The sequence below is a fragment of the Cupriavidus sp. F041 genome, from assembly GCF_057814235.1.
The window spans coordinates 303,489-320,494 of record NZ_JBVASY010000003.1 but is presented as its reverse complement, the minus strand read 5'-3'; the positions used below and the strand labels follow the sequence as shown (position 1 = coordinate 320,494).

The 17,006-nt window shown below is 63.0% G+C and carries 13 protein-coding genes and 4 pseudogenes; 9 read left to right on the top strand and 8 right to left on the bottom strand.

The window, feature by feature from the left end:
- Window positions 1-8 precede the first annotated feature (8 nt).
- Window positions 9-382, top strand: a pseudogene (locus ACZY0R_RS40110) (nitrogenase component 1); the annotation flags it as partial.
- Here the strand turns inward: ACZY0R_RS40110 and ACZY0R_RS40105 are convergent.
- The 7 genes and pseudogenes from ACZY0R_RS40105 to ACZY0R_RS40075 all read right to left on the bottom strand — a co-directional run.
- Window positions 368-610, bottom strand: a pseudogene (locus ACZY0R_RS40105) (nitrogenase molybdenum-iron protein subunit beta); the annotation flags it as partial. The pseudogenes ACZY0R_RS40110 and ACZY0R_RS40105 overlap by 15 nt on opposite strands.
- Before the next feature lie 549 nt (window positions 611-1,159).
- Window positions 1,160-1,929 (bottom strand): annotated as a pseudogene (locus ACZY0R_RS40100) (amino acid ABC transporter ATP-binding protein).
- 14 nt (window positions 1,930-1,943) lie between these two features.
- A complete protein-coding gene (locus tag ACZY0R_RS40095; protein ID WP_488866974.1) occupies window positions 1,944-2,594 on the bottom strand; it encodes an amino acid ABC transporter permease in 651 nt (216 codons plus the stop codon).
- Between the two features lie 18 nt (window positions 2,595-2,612).
- A complete protein-coding gene (locus ACZY0R_RS40090; protein ID WP_488866972.1) occupies window positions 2,613-3,272 on the bottom strand; it encodes an amino acid ABC transporter permease in 660 nt (219 codons plus the stop codon).
- A gap of 147 nt (window positions 3,273-3,419) precedes the next feature.
- A complete protein-coding gene (locus ACZY0R_RS40085) occupies window positions 3,420-4,214 on the bottom strand; it encodes a transporter substrate-binding domain-containing protein (protein ID WP_488866970.1) in 795 nt (264 codons plus the stop codon).
- 187 nt (window positions 4,215-4,401) lie between these two features.
- Entirely contained in the window at window positions 4,402-6,021 is a 1,620-nt protein-coding gene (locus tag ACZY0R_RS40080) for an IS66 family transposase (protein ID WP_488858764.1), read from the bottom strand.
- A 13-nt stretch (window positions 6,022-6,034) separates the two neighbouring features.
- Window positions 6,035-6,214 carry a hypothetical protein gene (locus ACZY0R_RS40075; protein ID WP_488857125.1) on the bottom strand — a complete coding sequence of 60 codons (180 nt, stop codon included), beginning with the start codon at window positions 6,212-6,214 and terminating at the stop codon, window positions 6,035-6,037.
- Between the two features lie 333 nt (window positions 6,215-6,547).
- On the opposite strand from ACZY0R_RS40075, the gene ACZY0R_RS40070 reads away from it, so the two are divergent.
- From ACZY0R_RS40070 to ACZY0R_RS40050, 5 genes and pseudogenes are all read left to right on the top strand, one after another.
- Window positions 6,548-7,429, top strand: a complete 882-nt coding sequence (locus ACZY0R_RS40070) for a MurR/RpiR family transcriptional regulator (protein WP_488866968.1) — start codon at window positions 6,548-6,550, stop codon at window positions 7,427-7,429.
- A gap of 69 nt (window positions 7,430-7,498) precedes the next feature.
- A complete protein-coding gene (locus ACZY0R_RS40065; RefSeq protein ID WP_488866966.1) occupies window positions 7,499-8,734 on the top strand; it encodes a diaminopropionate ammonia-lyase in 1,236 nt (411 codons plus the stop codon).
- Window positions 8,731-9,990 (top strand): Zn-dependent hydrolase, encoded by a 1,260-nt coding sequence (locus ACZY0R_RS40060; RefSeq protein WP_488866964.1) that lies wholly within the window; start codon window positions 8,731-8,733, stop codon window positions 9,988-9,990. The genes ACZY0R_RS40065 and ACZY0R_RS40060 overlap by 4 nt, the downstream gene beginning before the upstream one ends.
- Window positions 9,991-10,051: 61 nt before the next feature.
- Window positions 10,052-11,005 carry an N-carbamoyl-D-amino-acid hydrolase gene (locus ACZY0R_RS40055; RefSeq protein ID WP_488866962.1) on the top strand — a complete coding sequence of 318 codons (954 nt, stop codon included), beginning with the start codon at window positions 10,052-10,054 and terminating at the stop codon, window positions 11,003-11,005.
- A gap of 222 nt (window positions 11,006-11,227) precedes the next feature.
- Window positions 11,228-11,467 (top strand): annotated as a pseudogene (locus ACZY0R_RS40050) (hypothetical protein); the annotation flags it as partial.
- Between the two features lie 218 nt (window positions 11,468-11,685).
- On the opposite strand, the gene ACZY0R_RS40045 reads toward ACZY0R_RS40050, so the two are convergent.
- Window positions 11,686-12,486 (bottom strand): SDR family oxidoreductase, encoded by an 801-nt coding sequence (locus ACZY0R_RS40045; RefSeq protein ID WP_488866960.1) that lies wholly within the window; start codon window positions 12,484-12,486, stop codon window positions 11,686-11,688.
- 129 nt (window positions 12,487-12,615) lie between these two features.
- Here ACZY0R_RS40045 and ACZY0R_RS40040 point away from each other — a divergent pair, with 129 nt between their 5' ends.
- The 3 genes from ACZY0R_RS40040 to ACZY0R_RS40030 all read left to right on the top strand — a co-directional run bounded on the left by ACZY0R_RS40040 (window position 12,616) and on the right by ACZY0R_RS40030 (window position 17,004).
- The gene (locus tag ACZY0R_RS40040) at window positions 12,616-12,885 is read left to right on the top strand and encodes a hypothetical protein (RefSeq protein ID WP_488866958.1); all 270 of its coding nucleotides are present in this window, start codon (window positions 12,616-12,618) and stop codon (window positions 12,883-12,885) included.
- A gap of 1,114 nt (window positions 12,886-13,999) precedes the next feature.
- On the top strand, window positions 14,000-15,814 hold the full coding sequence (locus ACZY0R_RS40035) for a PAS domain-containing hybrid sensor histidine kinase/response regulator (protein ID WP_488866956.1): 1,815 nt from the start codon (window positions 14,000-14,002) through the stop codon (window positions 15,812-15,814).
- The gene (locus ACZY0R_RS40030; protein ID WP_488866954.1) at window positions 15,811-17,004 is read left to right on the top strand and encodes an adenylate/guanylate cyclase domain-containing protein; all 1,194 of its coding nucleotides are present in this window, start codon (window positions 15,811-15,813) and stop codon (window positions 17,002-17,004) included. The genes ACZY0R_RS40035 and ACZY0R_RS40030 overlap by 4 nt, the downstream gene beginning before the upstream one ends.
- Window positions 17,005-17,006: the final 2 nt, after the last annotated feature.

Genomic DNA, 17,006 nt, shown 5'->3' with positions numbered 1-17,006 from the left:
CGTCCGGGGCCACCGCCGACTACGTCGGCGCCTTCGAGGACGGCTACAAGCACGCCGTCGCCGCGGTGGTCAAGGCGCTGGTCAGGCCGCTGCCGGTGGTGGCCAATCAGGTCACGCTGCTGCCGGGCAGCCACCTGTCGCCGGGCGACATCGACGAGTTGCGCGAGATCTCATCGAAGCCTTCGGCCTGGAGCCCATCGTGCTGCCGGATATCTCCGGTTCGCTGGACGGACACATCGCGCCTGACTGGCGCGGCACCACCCTGGGCGGCACCACGCTGGCGCAGATCCGCGCCGCCGGCGCTTCGGCCTTGACGATTGGCGTGGGCGAGCAGACACGCGAGGCCGCGGAAGCGCTGCAGTCGATCGCGGGCACAACCTTCCTTGGTGGTGCCTCCTTCGTACATGCGGAACTCGCCGTCGGTCGGCGTGTTCCAGGTTTCCGAGGGATCGCAGATGATGTTGACCTGCACGCCGAGCAGATCGAAGATGCGGCGGATTTCCTTCATATTTCCGACCACGTAGCCGTCGAAGCCGCCGATGAAATTGACGCTCTCGTCGGGCATGCGGGTGAGCGGCGCGGCCGTGCCGGCCTTCCCGTCCCAGAAATGAGAGCGTTGCGGGTGCCGGATCACTGCCGCGAAGATGCACGGCGTGAGAGAGACACGGATTCTGCGCAAACAGTCCGCCCACTAGCGGCGGATGCGCCATGGGTCCCAGGATCAGTGTCGAGGTATGGCGGGCCACAATTGACAAATGGTGCCAAGACGAATTGCAAGGAAAGCTTCAGAGAAATCAGTACACAAGAAGGCGGGGGCCTCGCGATCTGGCCGCGTCGGATCCGTCCATGAGGAGGGCGACGCGGCTCGGAAATGTCTGGAATCGGCTGCTGTCCACGTAGCCGCCCGGTCTGATCGAGTGATCATCGAAGGGTCATTCAGCGAAGATTTCGGCGAGTAATCCGGATCTCTCGGAAGTTTTCCGCACTCGATCGCCGCGCAAAGCTGCATGGTGGAGCAAGCATCCAGTAGAGTTTGCGATATTGAATTCAGTGCAGTGAGATGGGTGTGAATCCGGCGGTCGCGAAGGTCTTGACGCGCCTGAACGTATCCGCTGGACGTGATGCTTACTTGAGTGCGCCGGTATGGATCGACACGTGCTCAACCATGCAGCCCCGAGAGAAACTTCTTCAGTTCCGACGTCTTCGGCTGCTCGAAGATTTCCTCCGGCGATCCTATCTCATGCACCTTGCCGTGATGCATGAAGACCACTCGGTCGCTGACCTTGCGGGCGAAGTTCATCTCATGCGTGACCATTACCAAGGTCATGCCTTCCGCCGCAAGGCCTTCCACCACGCTTAGCACTTCGCCGACCAGTTCCGGATCGAGTGCGGAGGTGACTTCATCGCACAGCAGCACGGCCGGGTCCATGGCCAGCGCGCGGGCGATTGCCACGCGTTGCTGTTGTCCGCCGGATAGCTGGTCGGGCAAGCTGTGGAACTTGTCGCCAAGGCCCACGCGATCGAGTAGTGCTAGTGCACGCTTGCCGGCCTCGGACTTGGGTGTGTCCTTCACCAGCGTAGGCGCCAGCATCACGTTCTGCCCGGCGCTCAGGTGCGGGAACAGGTTGAAGTTCTGGAAGATCATGCCAACGTTCTGGCGCAGGTCGCGCATGGCGCGGGCGTCGCCATGGCGCAGTGCCTGGCCATCCACGCTGAGCGCACCTTCATCGAAGCTTTCCAGTCCGTTGATGCAGCGGAGCAAGGTGCTCTTGCCCGAGCCGCTGCGGCCGATGATGCAGACCACCTCGCGGCGCGGCGCCCGATCTGCAGGTCAATGCCCTTGAGCACTTCGTTGGCGCCGAAGCGTTTGCGCAGGCCCTGGATATCGACGAGGGAAAAGGGCTTGGTGGTTTCGGTTTGCTTGGACATGGGATGACGGGACCTCAATGCTTGGGCCGCAGGCGGCGCTCAAGGCGGCGGCTGCACAACGACAGCGGGAAACACAGGGCGAAGTACAGCAGCGCGACGCAGCCGTAAGCCAGGAAGGGCTGAAAGGTGGCGTTGGAAATCATCTGGCCAGCCTTGGTGACTTCCACGAAGCCGATCACCGAGGCCAGTGCAGTGCCCTTGATCACCTGCACCAGGAATCCCACCGTGGGTGCCACCGCGATGCGCGCGGCCTGCGGCAGGATCACGTGCTGAAGCTGCTCGCGCAGATTCATCGCCAGGCTGGCGGAGGCCTCCCACTGGCCCTTGGGAATGGCGTTGATGCAGCCGCGCCAGATCTCCGTGAGATAGGCGCTGGCATATAGCGTGAGGCACAGCGCCGCCGCGAACAGCGCCGAGGTCTCGACACCCAGCAACGCCAGCCCGAAGTAGAACAGGAACAACTGCATCAGCAACGGGATGCCCTGGAACAGCTGCACGTAAAGCGCCACGCCGCGCACGGCGCCCGGCAGGCGCGCAATGCGCGCAACCAGCAGCAGCATGCCAACGACGCTGCCACCGGCGAAGGCGATCAGCGACAGCCCCACTGTCCAGCGCAGCGCCAGCAGCAGGTTGCGAAAAATGTCCCACAGGGAAAAGTCGACCATGATGTATGCCTCCCGGTCTCAGCGGCCAAAGATGAAGCGCGGACCAACCCAGTTCAGGATCTCGCGCAGCACCACGGCCAGGCCCAGGTAGACGCAGGTGGTGACGATATAGGCTTCAAAATTGCGGAACGTGCGGCTGGCGATAATATTGGCCGCATAGGAAAGCTCTTCGGTGGAGATCTGGCTGCATACCGCCGAGCCCAGCATCACGATGATGACCTGGCTCACCAGCGCCGGCCACACGCGCGACAGCGAAGGCGGCAGCACCACGCGCGTAAAAATCTGCCAGCGGTTGAGCGCCAGGCTCTGCGCGGCTTCGATCTGCCCGCGCGGCGTGGACTCCAGCCCGGCCCGGATGATTTCGCATGCATAGGCGCCGAGGTTCAGCGTCATCGACAGCACACACGCCACTTCCGCCGGCATCCGCACGCCAATCGAAGGCAGGCCGAAGAAGATAAAGAACAGCTGGATGATGTACGGCGTATTTCGGACTGCCTCCACATAGCCGCCCACCAGTGCCCGCAGCCATGCCGTGCCATGGATGCGCGCCCAGGCGCAGCCGATGCCCACGAGCGTACCGAAGGCCGCGGAGAACGCCGTCAGGAGAATCGTCAGCAACAGGCCACGCAGCAGCATGGGCCACTGCGAGAGAACCGGCGCAAAGTCGAAGGAGATCATGCAGTGCCGCTAGAGAGTTATTTTTTCTTCGGCGAGACTGACCTGCGAGGCAGGCCAGTGCGCCAGCAACATGGAGCCCGCGCACGGGGCCGGAAACAATGCGATCCGTTATCCCGCCTACCCGTATGCCCGCTTACCCGTTTGCAATCAGTCCGGCAAATCGCCCATGCCGCGGCCGAGCCAGCGCTGCGCGTAGCCGTTGAGCGTGCCATCCGCCTTTGCCTTGCGCAGGATCTCGTTGACCTTCTCCAGCAGCGCGGTTTCGCCTTTGCGCACACCGATGAAATTGGGCGAATCCTTGAGGAGCAGTTTGTACTCGGCCTCTACCTTGGGGTTCTTCGCGATCGCCGCGGCAGCCACGGCGGCGCCGGTGGCCAGCAGTTGCGTTTGCTGCGACACGAAGGCGGCCACGGTGGAGTTGTCGTCCTCAAAGCGTTGGATCTTCAGCGTGGGCGGCGCCACTTGCTGCAGCACATCGTCCTGGATGGTGCCGCGCGTGACCGCGATGGTCTTGCCGCCAAGATCGGCAAAGCTCTTGATGCTCATTGCCTTCGGACCAAACACCGCCTGGTAGAAGGGCGCATACGCGATCGTGAAATCGATCACCTTGGCGCGCTCGGCGTTCTTGCCTAGCGCCGAGACGATCAGGTCGATCTTCTTGGTCTGCAGGTAAGGGATACGGTTCGGCGTGCTCACCGGGACGAGATCGGCCTTGACGCCGAGCTTGTCGGCGATCATCTGCGCCACGGCCACGTCCAGGCCCTGCGGCTTCAGGTCAGTGCCCATGAAGCCATACGGCGCGAAGTCGGTCGGGATGCCGATCGCAATCGACTTCTTGCCTATCACGGCGCTCAGGGAATCGTCGGCTTTGGCGGGTGCCATCGCGATGAGTGCGGCGCCTGCGATCAGGCTGGCGATGGAGGTGAACTGTCTGCGTTTCATAAAGGCACCTTTATCAGTCGGTCGGGGAACACGAGGGACTGAAAGGCAAGTTGTGTGCCACTGTTGGCGATGCCGGCTGCGCGGGCGAATGCGATCGGATTTTTTCGACGGCATTGCTTTGAAATCAAATATTTAACGAACGCCTCCGTAGCTTCTCAATAAAGCGGGGCAAACGGCGGCACGCGGCTCAGGTGGAGAGAGCGATGCGCTGTCCGAGGATGTGGGGAAGGAGGGGAATGTGATTGGTGTGTGAGATGCGGTCGGCCAGGTATTCCCAGAACGAGATTCCCAGCTTTCGACAGGTCTTCTTCAAGCTCGAGAAGGTGTCACGGCATTGGCGACCGAGTTCGCTGCGCGTGCCGCCACTGATCTTCTGCTTTTTCACGTGGTCGCGAATGTCGCGTTCACTGCCGTTGGTATGCAGTGGGATCTCGGGGCGTTCGAGCACCAAGAGCAGCTCGGACTTGTTCTTGTGAAGGCGTCTGAGCAAACGGTCCAGCGTCGCGTAACGGGTCTTTTGGATGAAGACTGCGTCAAAGCGTTTTTGCAGTTCGGCTTTGCGCTGGATCGTCGGATTCTGCTTGTATTCCTTCAGATCCGCATAGAGCGACCAGATATCGCCGCGCACACGGGCAATATCCTCGCGATGTAGGTCATTGAGCGGCAGCAGCTTGTGCACGAGACGCTCGGCGTGGACCCAGCATAAGCCGTGAATCAACACATTGAACTGTCCCGCATCATCGCTAATGATGGCCAGATCCTGGGCGACGCCACGTCGCCTCAGGCTGCCCAGTAACGCCCCTTCGGTGGCGATGTTCCGGTGGCGGGTAACGTCCATGCCCAGGCTGTCCAGGTGAGACAGCCACGCACTCTGGTCGGCAAAGCTCGCGCACTCATGCTGACGCAGCCCATCAACGAACGCCTGTGGGAGCCCACGCTTTTTCATGGAGGAGAGGGCCTCGTCGTTGACCTGGTAGCCATGTCCCGCCGCGAGCAGTTCGAGGAAATTGATGCGGCTCTTCGTGCTTGTGCTTTTGAACCAGGCGAAATGTTCGTTACCGATGTGGGTGACGTAGCCGTTGCGGCCCTGATGCCGCGTGCCGGTGTCGTCGACCGTCACATACGCCGAGAGCGCCAGCCCCGTCGACAGCAGATCCTCCTTTTCCTCGTGGAATCGCCCCTTGTCCTCCTGCAGCAGCGCATTCATCTGCCCGGACGAGATCTCGATACCCCATTCCCGCAACTGCTCGCACAGCAGCGGCTGCGTCACGTGGCAGTGGTGATATTGGTACAGCACGTAACTGACCAGTGTCGCGCCAAAGTGGCTGCCGGCAACGGCCTTGGGCAGTTGCCCGGTCAGCGTTTGACAGTCCGGGGTCTGCCAGCGTGCGAGCCGGTAGCGCGTATTGTGTGTCCCCATCACGAGGTCCTGGACCACGAAATCCCGGTAGCCCTTGAACCGCGAGCCAGACGGGATCGACTCGGCCGGCTGGATGACTTGCTCGCAATCGATCTTCAGCTGCCCCGTCTTGCTCCTGGCGGGCGAACCGCGTCGTCTGGCTGGTTTGCCCTGCTGCTGCCGATTGGACTCGCTGGTTTTGCCGGCCTCCTCATGCATACGGCTTGGTTTGAACGTAGGGCGCTTCTTCTCTCCCTTGAGCACCGCGACTTCGTCCTTCATGTGCCCCGCGTTCTCCACCAGACGATGGATGAGCTCCACCAGACCTTCACCCCAGGCCAGCACCTTCAGCACCGCCGGCGTGCGTTCGGCCTCGGCAATGAACGGCGCAACAAGTTTCTTCTTCACGGCCGCAGTCAGGCTACGCGCGCTTTTCCGCTCTTCTCAACTCGGCGAGTTCCTGTTCCAGTTGCTCCGTCTCCTGCTGCAAGCCATTGGCCATGTCGACCAATCCCTCAACCCATGCCAACACCTCAAGTTCTTTTGGCGTCAATCCTTCTCGCGCGATGTCCGGCGGCGTGAATTTTTGGCAAGTGGTCATGATCGGGCAGCGTGAATGGCGACGGCGAAAGTTAACATCCCCACCCAGCGTTTACAAGTGGAACGCGTTGCGGCTTGCGGCAAGCTCGCGCCGATATTTCCACGCCGACATTCCAGTCACCGGCCACGCCTCACCACCTGGCCTTGCCCCGGCTTATTGAGAAGTTACACGCCTCCCCGATAGCGCCACTGACTTGGCATTGCCCTTGCATGAAAGGCCGCCAATACTGAAACAACGGTTTCATATGCACCAAAACATGAAATCATGGTTTCACCATTGTGCAGGCCCGGACCACTTTGGTGCGGGCAAGCGGAACGGAGGCACGGACCCGACATGGCCATTCAACCCGCGCTGGAAGCGCAAATCCACCAGTGCTACGGCGAACTTTCTTCAGCAGACAAAAAATTGGCCGACGTGCTGCTCATGCGGCAAAAAGACCTGCTCAGCTACTCGGCCACCGAGCTGGCGGAGTTGGCGAGCGTCTCCAAGGCGAGCGCGGCGCGCTTCTTCCGCCGCCTCGGCTATGCGGACTTCAGCGCCTTCCGGCAATCGCTGCGGGACCAGGTCTCCGAGCAATCTCCGCTGTACCTGATGGAACACAACGGGTTGCCGCCCGAGTCGGGGGGCGCGCCGCAATCGGTCGTGGCCGGTCTCGAGGCGCACGTGCAACTCGACAGCCGCCGGCTCGCCAGTCTGCCGGAACAACTCAGCGAGCGCGCGCTGGAGACCACGCTCACCGAACTGGCCAACGCGCGCCGCGTGTGGGTGGTGGGTTATCGCAACAGCTTCATGCTGGCTTTCTATGCCAATGCGCTGCTCTCGCAGGTGCGCCCCGAGGTGTACCTGCTCAATGAGCAAGCGGGCAAGGATGCCGAACTGGTGGCCGAAATCGACAGCAAGGATGTACTGCTGGCGGTGGACTTCCGACGCCGTGCGAAGCGCCTGGACGGCATGGTGACACTGGCCCGGGAGGCCGGCGCCAAACTCATCCTGCTCAGCGATGCCCCGGTTTCCACGCTAGCCACCAAGGCCGACGCCGTGCTGCGCTGCTCGCACCACGGCGGCCAGGTCTTCGATTCCTACGTGGCCGCCGTCAGCCTGGTGAACTACCTGGCCACCGCCATGGCAGGCCGCTCCCGCAAACGTTCGCGCGCACGCATGGCCCGCGTGGAGCGCGCGCACGACGTGCTCGGGGACCTGGAGACCGGCCACTGAGATCGACCGGCACGCAGCGCCGCCATCAATACACGCAATAACGCATTCTGACTGGACCAATACACACGCATGACCACGCTCCCCAACCTCTCGCTTGATCTTCTCCCCAATCCGGCCCTGAGCCGCGCGGAACCCTATGGTGCACAGCGCGCCGCCATCCTGAGCGAGCCGGCCCTGGCCGCCGCCCGCCGCGAGATCTCCGCCTGGGAGGGCTACCAGCCCACGCCGCTGAAAGCCCTGCCGAACCTGGCGGCCGCGCTGGGCGTCGGCCAGATCCACTACAAGGACGAAGGCTCGCGCTTCGGGCTGGGCAGCTTCAAGGCGCTTGGCGGCGCGTATGCCGTGGGACGCCTGCTTTGCCGCGAAATCGGGCCCCGGATCGGCCGCGAGCTAAGCATCGCTGACCTGAGTATGCCGGCGCTGCGCAGCCTGTGCGCCGAACTCACCGTGACCTGCGCCACCGACGGCAACCACGGCCGCTCCGTGGCCTGGGGCGCCCAGCTGTTCGGCTGCCGCTGCGAGATCTATATCCACGCCACCGTCAGCGAAGGGCGCAAGACCGCCATCGAACGTTTCGGCGCCCAGGTGGTACGCACCACGGGCAACTACGATCAGGCCGTGCAGCAAGCCGATGCCGATGCGCGGATCAATGGCTGGTACGTGATCTCGGATACCTCGTACCCCGGCTATATGGACGTGCCGCGTGATGTCATGCAGGGTTATCAGCTGATGGTGGACGAAGCCGTCAACGCGCTGCCGGCCTGGCCCACGCATGTGTTCATCCAGGCCGGCGTGGGTGGCTTTGCCGCCGCCGTCTGCGGCTACTTCTGGGAACGTGAGGATGGCAAGGACAGGCAGCGCCCCGTCTTCACGGTGGTGGAGCCCGCCAAGGCGGCCTGCCTGATGCAAAGCGCGCGCGCTGGCAAGGTCACCGCCGTCACCGGCGAGCTGGATACGCTGATGGCCGGCCTGGCTTGCGGCGAAGTTTCGCTGCTCGCCTGGGAAATCCTTGCCGAAGGCGCCGACGCATTCTGCACGGTCGACGACGCATCCGCGGTAAAAACCATGCGCCTGCTGGCCCAACCGCTGGGCGACGATCCCGTGATCGTGGCCGGCGAATCCGCCGTGGCCGGGCTGGCCGCTGCCATCGCCGCCATGCAGGACCCGCAGGCCCGCGCGGCGCTCGGGCTCAACCGCCAGAGCCGGCTACTGTTTATCGGCAGCGAGGCCGACACTGATCCCGCGCTGTACGCCGAACTGGTTGGCCGAAGCGCGGACGCAGTGCGCGCCGGAGCCGCGGCATGAGCGAGCAGAGCGCGCCAAAGGCAGACCCCGCGCCGCGCATTCGCGGCGAGCGCCTGCTGCAAAGCCTGGACGATCTCGCGCAACTCGGTGCCATCGAAGGGGGCGGAGTGTGCCGCCTGGCGCTGACCGATGCCGACAAACTCGGCCGCGACTGGACGGTGGCGCGCATGGAGGCGCTGGGCATGACCGTTACCATCGACGCCATCGGCAACGGCGTGGCCGTGTATCCCGGCAGCGAAGACCTGCTCCCCGTCATGATCGGCTCGCACATCGACACCGTGCGCACCGGCGGCCGCTACGACGGCAACTACGGGGTGCTGGCCGGCCTGGAAGTGGTCGCCACCCTGCGTGATGCCGGCCTGCGTCCGCGTCGTCCTGTCGCCGTCGCTTTTTTCACCAATGAAGAGGGCGCGCGCTTTCATCCGGACATGATGGGCTCGCTGGTCTACGTGGGCGGAATGCCGTTGGAAGACGCGCTGGCCACTACCGGCATCGATGGCGTCTCGGTGGGCGCCGAGCTGCGGCGCATCGGCTATGACGGCCAGGCGCCCGCGGGCAAGCCGCGCGTCGACAGCTTCGTGGAGCTGCATATCGAGCAAGGCCCGGTGCTGGATCTGCGTGGCCTGCAGGTTGGCGTGGTGGAAGGGGTCCAGGGGATCTCCTGGACCGAGTTCACCATCGACGGCGTATCCAACCACGCCGGCACCACGCCCATGGAACTGCGGCATGATGCCGGCTATGCCGCCGCGCGCATCGCCAATTTCGTGCACGACCTGGCGTTGCGCTACGGCGGCCGGCAGATCGCCACCGTGGGCGCCATGCGTTTCGAGCCGAACCTGATCAACGTCATCCCCAACCGCGCCGTCTTCACCGTAGACCTGCGTAATACCGATGAACGGCGGCTCGCCCAAGCCGAAGCTGAAGTCCTCGCCTTTGCCCGGCAAACCTGCGAGACGGAAACCCTATCTCTTAGCCATCGCCGCCTGGCACGTTTCGAGCCGGTGGCATTCGATCCCATGGTCATCGACCTGGTCGAGCAGGAAACCGCAGCGCTTGGCTTCACCCATATGCGCATGCCCAGCGGTGCCGGTCACGACGCGCAAATGCTGGCCCGCGTCTGCCCCGCCGGCATGATCTTCGTGCCCAGCGTGAAAGGCCTGAGCCACAACGTGCGCGAGTTCACCGAACCGAACGACCTCATCGGCGGCGCGCAGATCCTGCTGCAGGTGGTGCTCAAACTCGCCAACCGGCCGTGATCGACGCCAAGCCCCTGCCACTAGCCTGAACCACCACCCCGAAAGCATCCTGGAGTTACCCGTGTCCCGTATTGTGAATGTCGCCATCGGCCAGCTCGGCCCCATCGCCCGCGCCGACAGCCGCCAGCAAGTGGTCAGGCGCCTGTGCGATCTGATGCGCGAAGCCCACGCCTGCGGCTCGCACCTGATCGTCTACCCCGAGCTGGCGCTCACCACCTTCTTCCCGCGCTGGTACATGGAGAGCGACGAAGAGATCAACAGCTTCTTCGAACGCGAGATGCCCAGCGCCGCCACGCAGCCGCTGTTCGATCTTTCGCGCGAGCTTGGTGTTGGCTTCTACCTCGGCTACGCCGAGCTCACCAGCGAACAAGGCAAGGCAGTGCGCTACAACACCTCCATCCTCGTCAACCGCCAGGGCGAGATCGTCGGTAAATATCGCAAGGTGCACCTGCCCGGCCATCGCGAGCACGAACCGTGGCGCCGCTTCCAGCATCTGGAAAAGCGCTACTTCACGCCCGGCAACCACTTCGGCGTGACCGAAGCCTTTGGTGGCAAGATCGGCATGGCCATCTGCAACGACCGCCGTTGGGCCGAAACCTATCGGGTGATGGGCCTGCAAGGTGTGGAGATGGTGCTGATCGGCTACAACACGCCCGTGCACAATGCGCCGGCGCCGCAGCACGACGACCTCTCGCTTTTCCACAATCAGCTCTCCATGCAGGCCGGGGCCTATCAGAACGGCACCTGGGTGGTTGGCGTGGCCAAGGCCGGGATGGAAGAGGGCGTGGACGGCATTGGCGGCAGCTGCATCATCGCGCCCTCCGGCGAAGTGCTGGCCCACTGCATCACCAAGGGCGACGAGGTCGCGATCGCCCGCTGCGACCTGGATTTCTGCGAGGTCTACAAGCGCACCACGTTCAACTTCGACGCGCACCGGCAGCCGCAGGCGTACGCGATGATTGTGGAGCGGCGCGGGGAGATGCTGATGGCGGACGGGAGCGCGGTGGTGTCCTGATGCCTGCGTCGCGCAAACTAGTGTTGAGGATCGCTTCTATGGGTGGTCGCGGCACTCTCAAGCTGGGGTGCCGCAGGTGAAGCAAGCCGTTGATGTCGCACTGCTCGGAAAGCAGTGGACGGATTTAGCGTGAGTCCAGTGAAGCGGGGCCATGCCGCAAATCGTGTGGCGAGTCGCTTGCGATATTGCGAGGCGCTTGAGCACGTGCCGCTTGATCGCGAAGACCCCGCCGTTGAAAATCAGGCCACCGACCGCGCTCACCGTCTCGGCCAGGACAAGCCCGTGTTCGTCTACAAGCTGATCACCGCCGGCAGCGTCGAGGAGAAGATCGTCGCGATGCAGGAGCAGAAGGCGGCGCTTGCCGAGTCGATCCTGTCGGAGGATGCCGCCCAAGCAGGGCGGCGGCCGCTCGAATCTCGTCACCTGTCAAGCATTCGCGTGGCAAATTGCGATTCTATTTGATGGCTTATCTTGGGGGGATTCCCGAGCCCCCCGCAAAGAGCCGATTAAGACATTCGTCGCTCATGCCGCGAGTGCGTCTCGCGCCGATGCCGAGGTCAAGGGCAAGCCGGGCTGGCTGGTGGCCACCGCGCAACGGCGCGTTCAAGTCAAACAGCCAATCGCACCGGGCTGATCGCGCGGGGCACCTTCGCAAGCGCCGACGCGATAGGCTGGCAGCGTCAGACCACCATCGGCGTGGTGGCGCCATCGATCGACAGGATGGCGCCCGAGATATAGCTGGCGCGTGGCGAGGAGAGGAACAGCACGGCGTCCGCCACCTCTTCCGGCGTGGCCAAGCGGCCCAGGCCAGTGCGCGCGTTGGCGCGCGCCAGCGCCTGCTCCACTGTCATGCCGCCGATGCGCGCATCCACTTCCATGCCCTGCTGCAGGCGCTCGGTATGTGTGGCCGACGGGTTGATAGCGTTCACGCGCACACCCTGCTTGCCGTAGGCATTGGCCAGGCCGGCACTGGCCAGCATCAGCGCCGCGTTGGCGGCGCCGCCAGCCAGGTGGGCGGGGTTGGCCATCTTGCCACCCATGCCCACGATGTTGACGATGGCGCCGCGTCCCTGCTGCGCCATGCGCTTGACTACCGGGTCGATCACGTTGACGTAGCTGAAGTACTTTGCGGTCATGGCGTCCTGCCACAGCTGTGGGGTCAGCTCGTCCGGCGGGCGGCGCTTGGCCGCGCCGGCAGAGGTCACCAAAATGTCGATGCCGCCAAGTCCCGCGACCGCTTCCTCCACCGCGCGCGCGGCCTCGGCGATATTGGTCAGATCGGCGGATACCGCGACCACGTCCCTGGTGAATTTTCCCTCGCCTTCGGCCAGCTTGGCGCAGGCCTTGGCCAAGTTCTCGGCGCTGCGCGAAACAATGGCCACGCGCGCGCCCTCGCGCAGAAAGCCGGCCGCGCAGGCCAGGCCGATGCCGCGGCTGCCGCCGGTGATGAGCACGCGTTGATTGCGGAGTTCGAGATCCATGATGGTGTGTCCTGGTTGGCGGGGAGCGCGCGGGCGTCGTTCGACAAATGGCGGATCCCCATGCGTGGCGGGTCGGCTGTAAGGCCGGTGAGACGACAGGGCAGCAATCTTAGCGCGCCTGCCACTGCCTTGCTGGTCACCGCTGTGGGGGGGCTTGTTTTGAAAGATCAGAATGAAGCCCAAAAAAAGCCAGAAGGCCATACTGCGCGAGGGATTGCGGGTTTTGCATCGCCTCGACTTTGGTTTGAAAAAAAAGCGGTGTTCTTGGGGCATTGGTGCGCAGGACTCGGGCCCGCGGCGGGTAATGTGACAGCCTCCTTGAAGGTGCTGCCCGCCGACATGCTGCCGCTCATCAAGCAAAAAGCCGCCTCCACGCATGCACGCGGAGGCGGCGCCTAGCGGCGGCATGGATTGCCGCCGCGAGCTTTTAGCCTTTATGCCAGCAGGTAATTAGCGCTGGCCTTGCTGGCCACCCTTCTGGCCTTGCTGGTTCTGCCCAGCCTGATCGGCCTTCTGGCCCTGCGGCGGAATGCCGCGTTTATGAAAGGGTGCAAGCTGCGTGCCCCGCTTCAGGCCGCATGCCACCTCTCGATCATTCGAAATCTAGCGTCAATAATCATTGCTACCCAATAATTCACACTAATTTCTGGCCAGCCAACGCGCTACCGGCCGCCTTCCGTGCAGACCCCATCGGAGAACACGTCGCGTCGATCACTTACCCGAGCCCCATCGGAGAACACATCGCGCCGGTTAGTCACCCGGGCATCGTCACCTAGCATAGGCCCGTAAGCCCCGCGCCGGCGCATCGTAGCAGACAGTTTTCTTATCGGGCTTATGACGCGCGGCTATATGAGATCGCGGCACCCGCCAGTCCGGCTTTGACGGCCATTTTGCGGATTTCGGTGAAGGTGATCGGCCGTTTCGGTGAACGTGATCGGGGAAGGAAGGTGGTACTGCGGGGTCAGGAGATTGTAGCGTAGGTGATCACGATCCCCGCTTCTTGGTATCTGTCGATGCCCGCTCGCGCATCGAACCTGGTCGTCCCTTGAGATACCCTGGTGGCATTGGTCCAGCCGCATGCGCGAAAGCGTTCGACAGGCCTCCCCCCATTTCTCATTGCCACCATGCTGCGAATTCATTTCCTGTAGCAGCAATGGCGCTGCATGTTAGAGGGAAAGTGATATGGGGCTAGGAACGAGTAATCAGATGGTTTGGCGGCCGTGTGAGGCTGGGTTCGCACCAGCAAACCGCCGCTGCAGAAATTGTTCTCGGCCACATGCCTGACGGTTTCAGACAAGGGCGGTATTTCCGCTTTGCGCTGGTCCGAGCAGCTTGACGTGTCATGGATCACGGCACACACTACGCTGCGTATGGTCCGGTGATGAGTGAACGGGATAAACAATACCGTTTGCACGGGTTGGTGGAAGCGGACGGCGCCTTGATCGGTGGGCCGCGACTAGCAAAGCGTAGGCGCGCTGCCAACAATATTTGGCTCTTATTCAGGTAGGCAAACATGCCCAGTCCCCCGGAAAAATTGCCTTCTTTCGCGGACGAGATTGATGAGGGCGAACGGCGCTTCAGGTCGCTTGCAGATGCGATGCCCCAAATAGTGTGGACAGCCATGCCGGATGGCTGGATCGACTACAGCAATCGACGGTGGATCACTTATACGGGACTTACTTTTGAGCAACTCCAAGGGTGGGGCTGGACTCAAGCACTCCACCCGAATGATTTGCAACCTACCATCGATCGCTGGACGAGCTCATTAGAAAGCGGTGAAGATTATGAAACTGAATACCGCTGGAAAAGAGCCTCCGATGGCATTTATCGATGGCATCTGGCCCGCGGATTACCGCTTAAAGACTTGAATGGACATATCGTCAAATGGGTTGGGACCAGCACCGACATTGAGGACCAAAAGCAGCTGCAGGCCGCGGCGGAAAGAGCCAACCGCGCGAAATCTGATTTCCTTGCCAGCATGAGCCATGAGCTGCGCACGCCGCTGAACGGTATTCTTGGCTACGCGCAGATACTGCTGCGGGACACCATGCTGGGCGAGCGGCAGGTCGCGGGGCTGCGCGTGATCCAGCAAAGCGGCGAGCAACTGCTGACGCTCATCAACGATGTACTCGATTTCGCCAAGATCGAAGCCGGCAAGCAGGAGCTCAGCCTCACCGACATCCCGCTGGCCAAGTTTCTGCGCATCATTGCCGAGATCATCAGCGTCAAAGCGGAGCAGAAGGGCCTGGTCTTTCTCTGTGACACTGCGCCGGACTTACCCAGCGGGATCCGCGCCGACGAGAAGCGGCTACGCCAGGCGCTGCTCAACCTGCTGGCCAATGCCATCAAATTCACCGACCGCGGTCAGGTTAGCCTGCACGTGCGCTTTGCGCCTCCCACCCGGCTGCGCTTCGAAGTGCAAGACACCGGCATCGGCATCAGCGACGACCAATTGGAATCCATCTTCCAGCCTTTCGAGCAAGGGGGCGACGCACTGCGCCGGCTCGGAGGTACCGGCTTGGGTTTGGCCATCAGCCAGCGGTTTGTGCGGCTGATGGGGGGAGACATCCGGGTCGAGAGCCGGATCGGCCAGGGCAGCACCTTCTGGTTCGAGCTGGAACTGCCGGTGGTCGAGTTCGAGATCGCGCCTCCGTCTGCCGCAGGGGTCGTGACCGGCTATCAGGGGCCGCGCAAGAAGGTGTTGGTCGTCGATGATGTGGCCGAGAATCGGGCCGTGGTGGTCGACCTGCTGGGCCAGATCGGCTTTGAGATGGTCGAGGCGGAAAACGGCTGCGAGGGACTGGAAAAGGCCCAAACCTTGCGCCCGGACTTGATCTTGATGGACATCGTCATGCCGGAGATGGGCGGGCTGGAAGCCACGCGCCGCCTGCGCCAGCTGCCGGCCCAGAAGGATGTGCCGATCATCGCGATTTCCGCCAGCGCTTCCGGTGGCGACAAGGAGAGCAGCCTGGCAGCCGGAATGAGCGCGTTCCAGCCCAAACCGATCGACTTCGGCATGCTCCTGGCACAGATCGCCAGCCTGCTGAAGCTCAGCTGGACTTACGCAGCGCCGCCAGCGAGCTCCGCTCGCGAACATCAGGCGCCCGGGCCACTGCTGGTGCCACCGGCGCAGGAGATGGAAATCCTACATCGTCTGGCGCGGGAGGGAAACATGCGCGACATAGTGCAGCGCGCCGCTCACTTAGCCGAGCTCGATGAGCGCTATCGTCCGTTCGCCGACCAACTGCGCCTGTTGGCCAAGGGGTACCAGTCCAAAGCCATTCTAAGCCTTGTGGAGCGGCACCTGGAAAGGAGACCAGCGCAATGACGGCGACCTCGGCACAGGAAACTGGCACCCACACGATCCTGATTGTGGATGACACGCCAGCCAACCTGGACGTGATCGTGGAAAGTCTTGAGGACCACGGCTTTCGGATCGTCGTCGCGCAGGACGGCGAAGAAGGGCTGCAACGCGCCGACTTTGTACAGCCGGACCTGATCCTGCTCGACGTGATGATGCCCGGACTGGACGGCTTTGAAGTCTGCCGCCGCCTGAAGGCGCTGGCAAGCACCCGAAAGATCCCGGTGATTTTCATGACCTCGCTGACCGAGACCGAGCACAAGATCACCGCGTTCAAGGCGGGCGGGGTCGACTATGTCACCAAACCGCTGCAGATCGATGAAGTGATGGCGCGGGTCGGCACGCACCTGAACCTGCATGCGATGCAACAGCGGCTGGAGGCGCAAAACGCGCAACTGCAGCAGGAGATCGTCGAGCGCCGGCAAGCCGAACAGGCGCTGGAGACCAGCCGCGAGCTGATCCGCCATCAGAGGGACGAGCTCAAGGAGCTGTACGACAGGATCGTCGCGGAGCAGCAGGTGTCGGAGCGGTTGCTGCTCAATGTGCTGCCCCACCCGATTGCCGAGCGCCTGAAGGCGCACCCAGGAGTGATTGCCGACAGTTTTCAGGAGGCCACTGTATTGTTCGCCGACATCGTTGAATTCAGCCGCTTTTCTGCCGGCATGAACCCCGAGCGGCTGGTGGCGGTACTCGATGAGATCTTCACCGCCTTCGACAGCATTGCCGACTATCGTGGCCTCGAGAAGATCAAGACCATCGGCGATGCCTACATGGCTGCCGCAGGGCTGCCAGTCGCGGCGGCCGATCACGCAGTACGGGCGGCGCACATGGCGCTGGACATGATCGACGCGCTGGCCGGCTTCAATGCGCGCTGCGGCCACAGCTTGCAGTTGCGCGTTGGCATCAACAGTGGTGCGGTGGTGGCCGGTGTCGTCGGCAAGCGCAAGTTCATCTATGACTTGTGGGGCGACGCCGTCAATATCGCCAGCCGTATGGAGTCCCATGGCGTGGCCGGTCGCGTGCAGGTTACGGAGGCCACCCGGCAGTACCTCGCGGAGCCATTCTTGTTCGAGGAGCGTGGCACGATTGCAGCCAAAGGCATGGGTGAGCTGCGCACGTGGTTCCTGACCGGCCGGAACGACGCGCAGCGCCCATGATG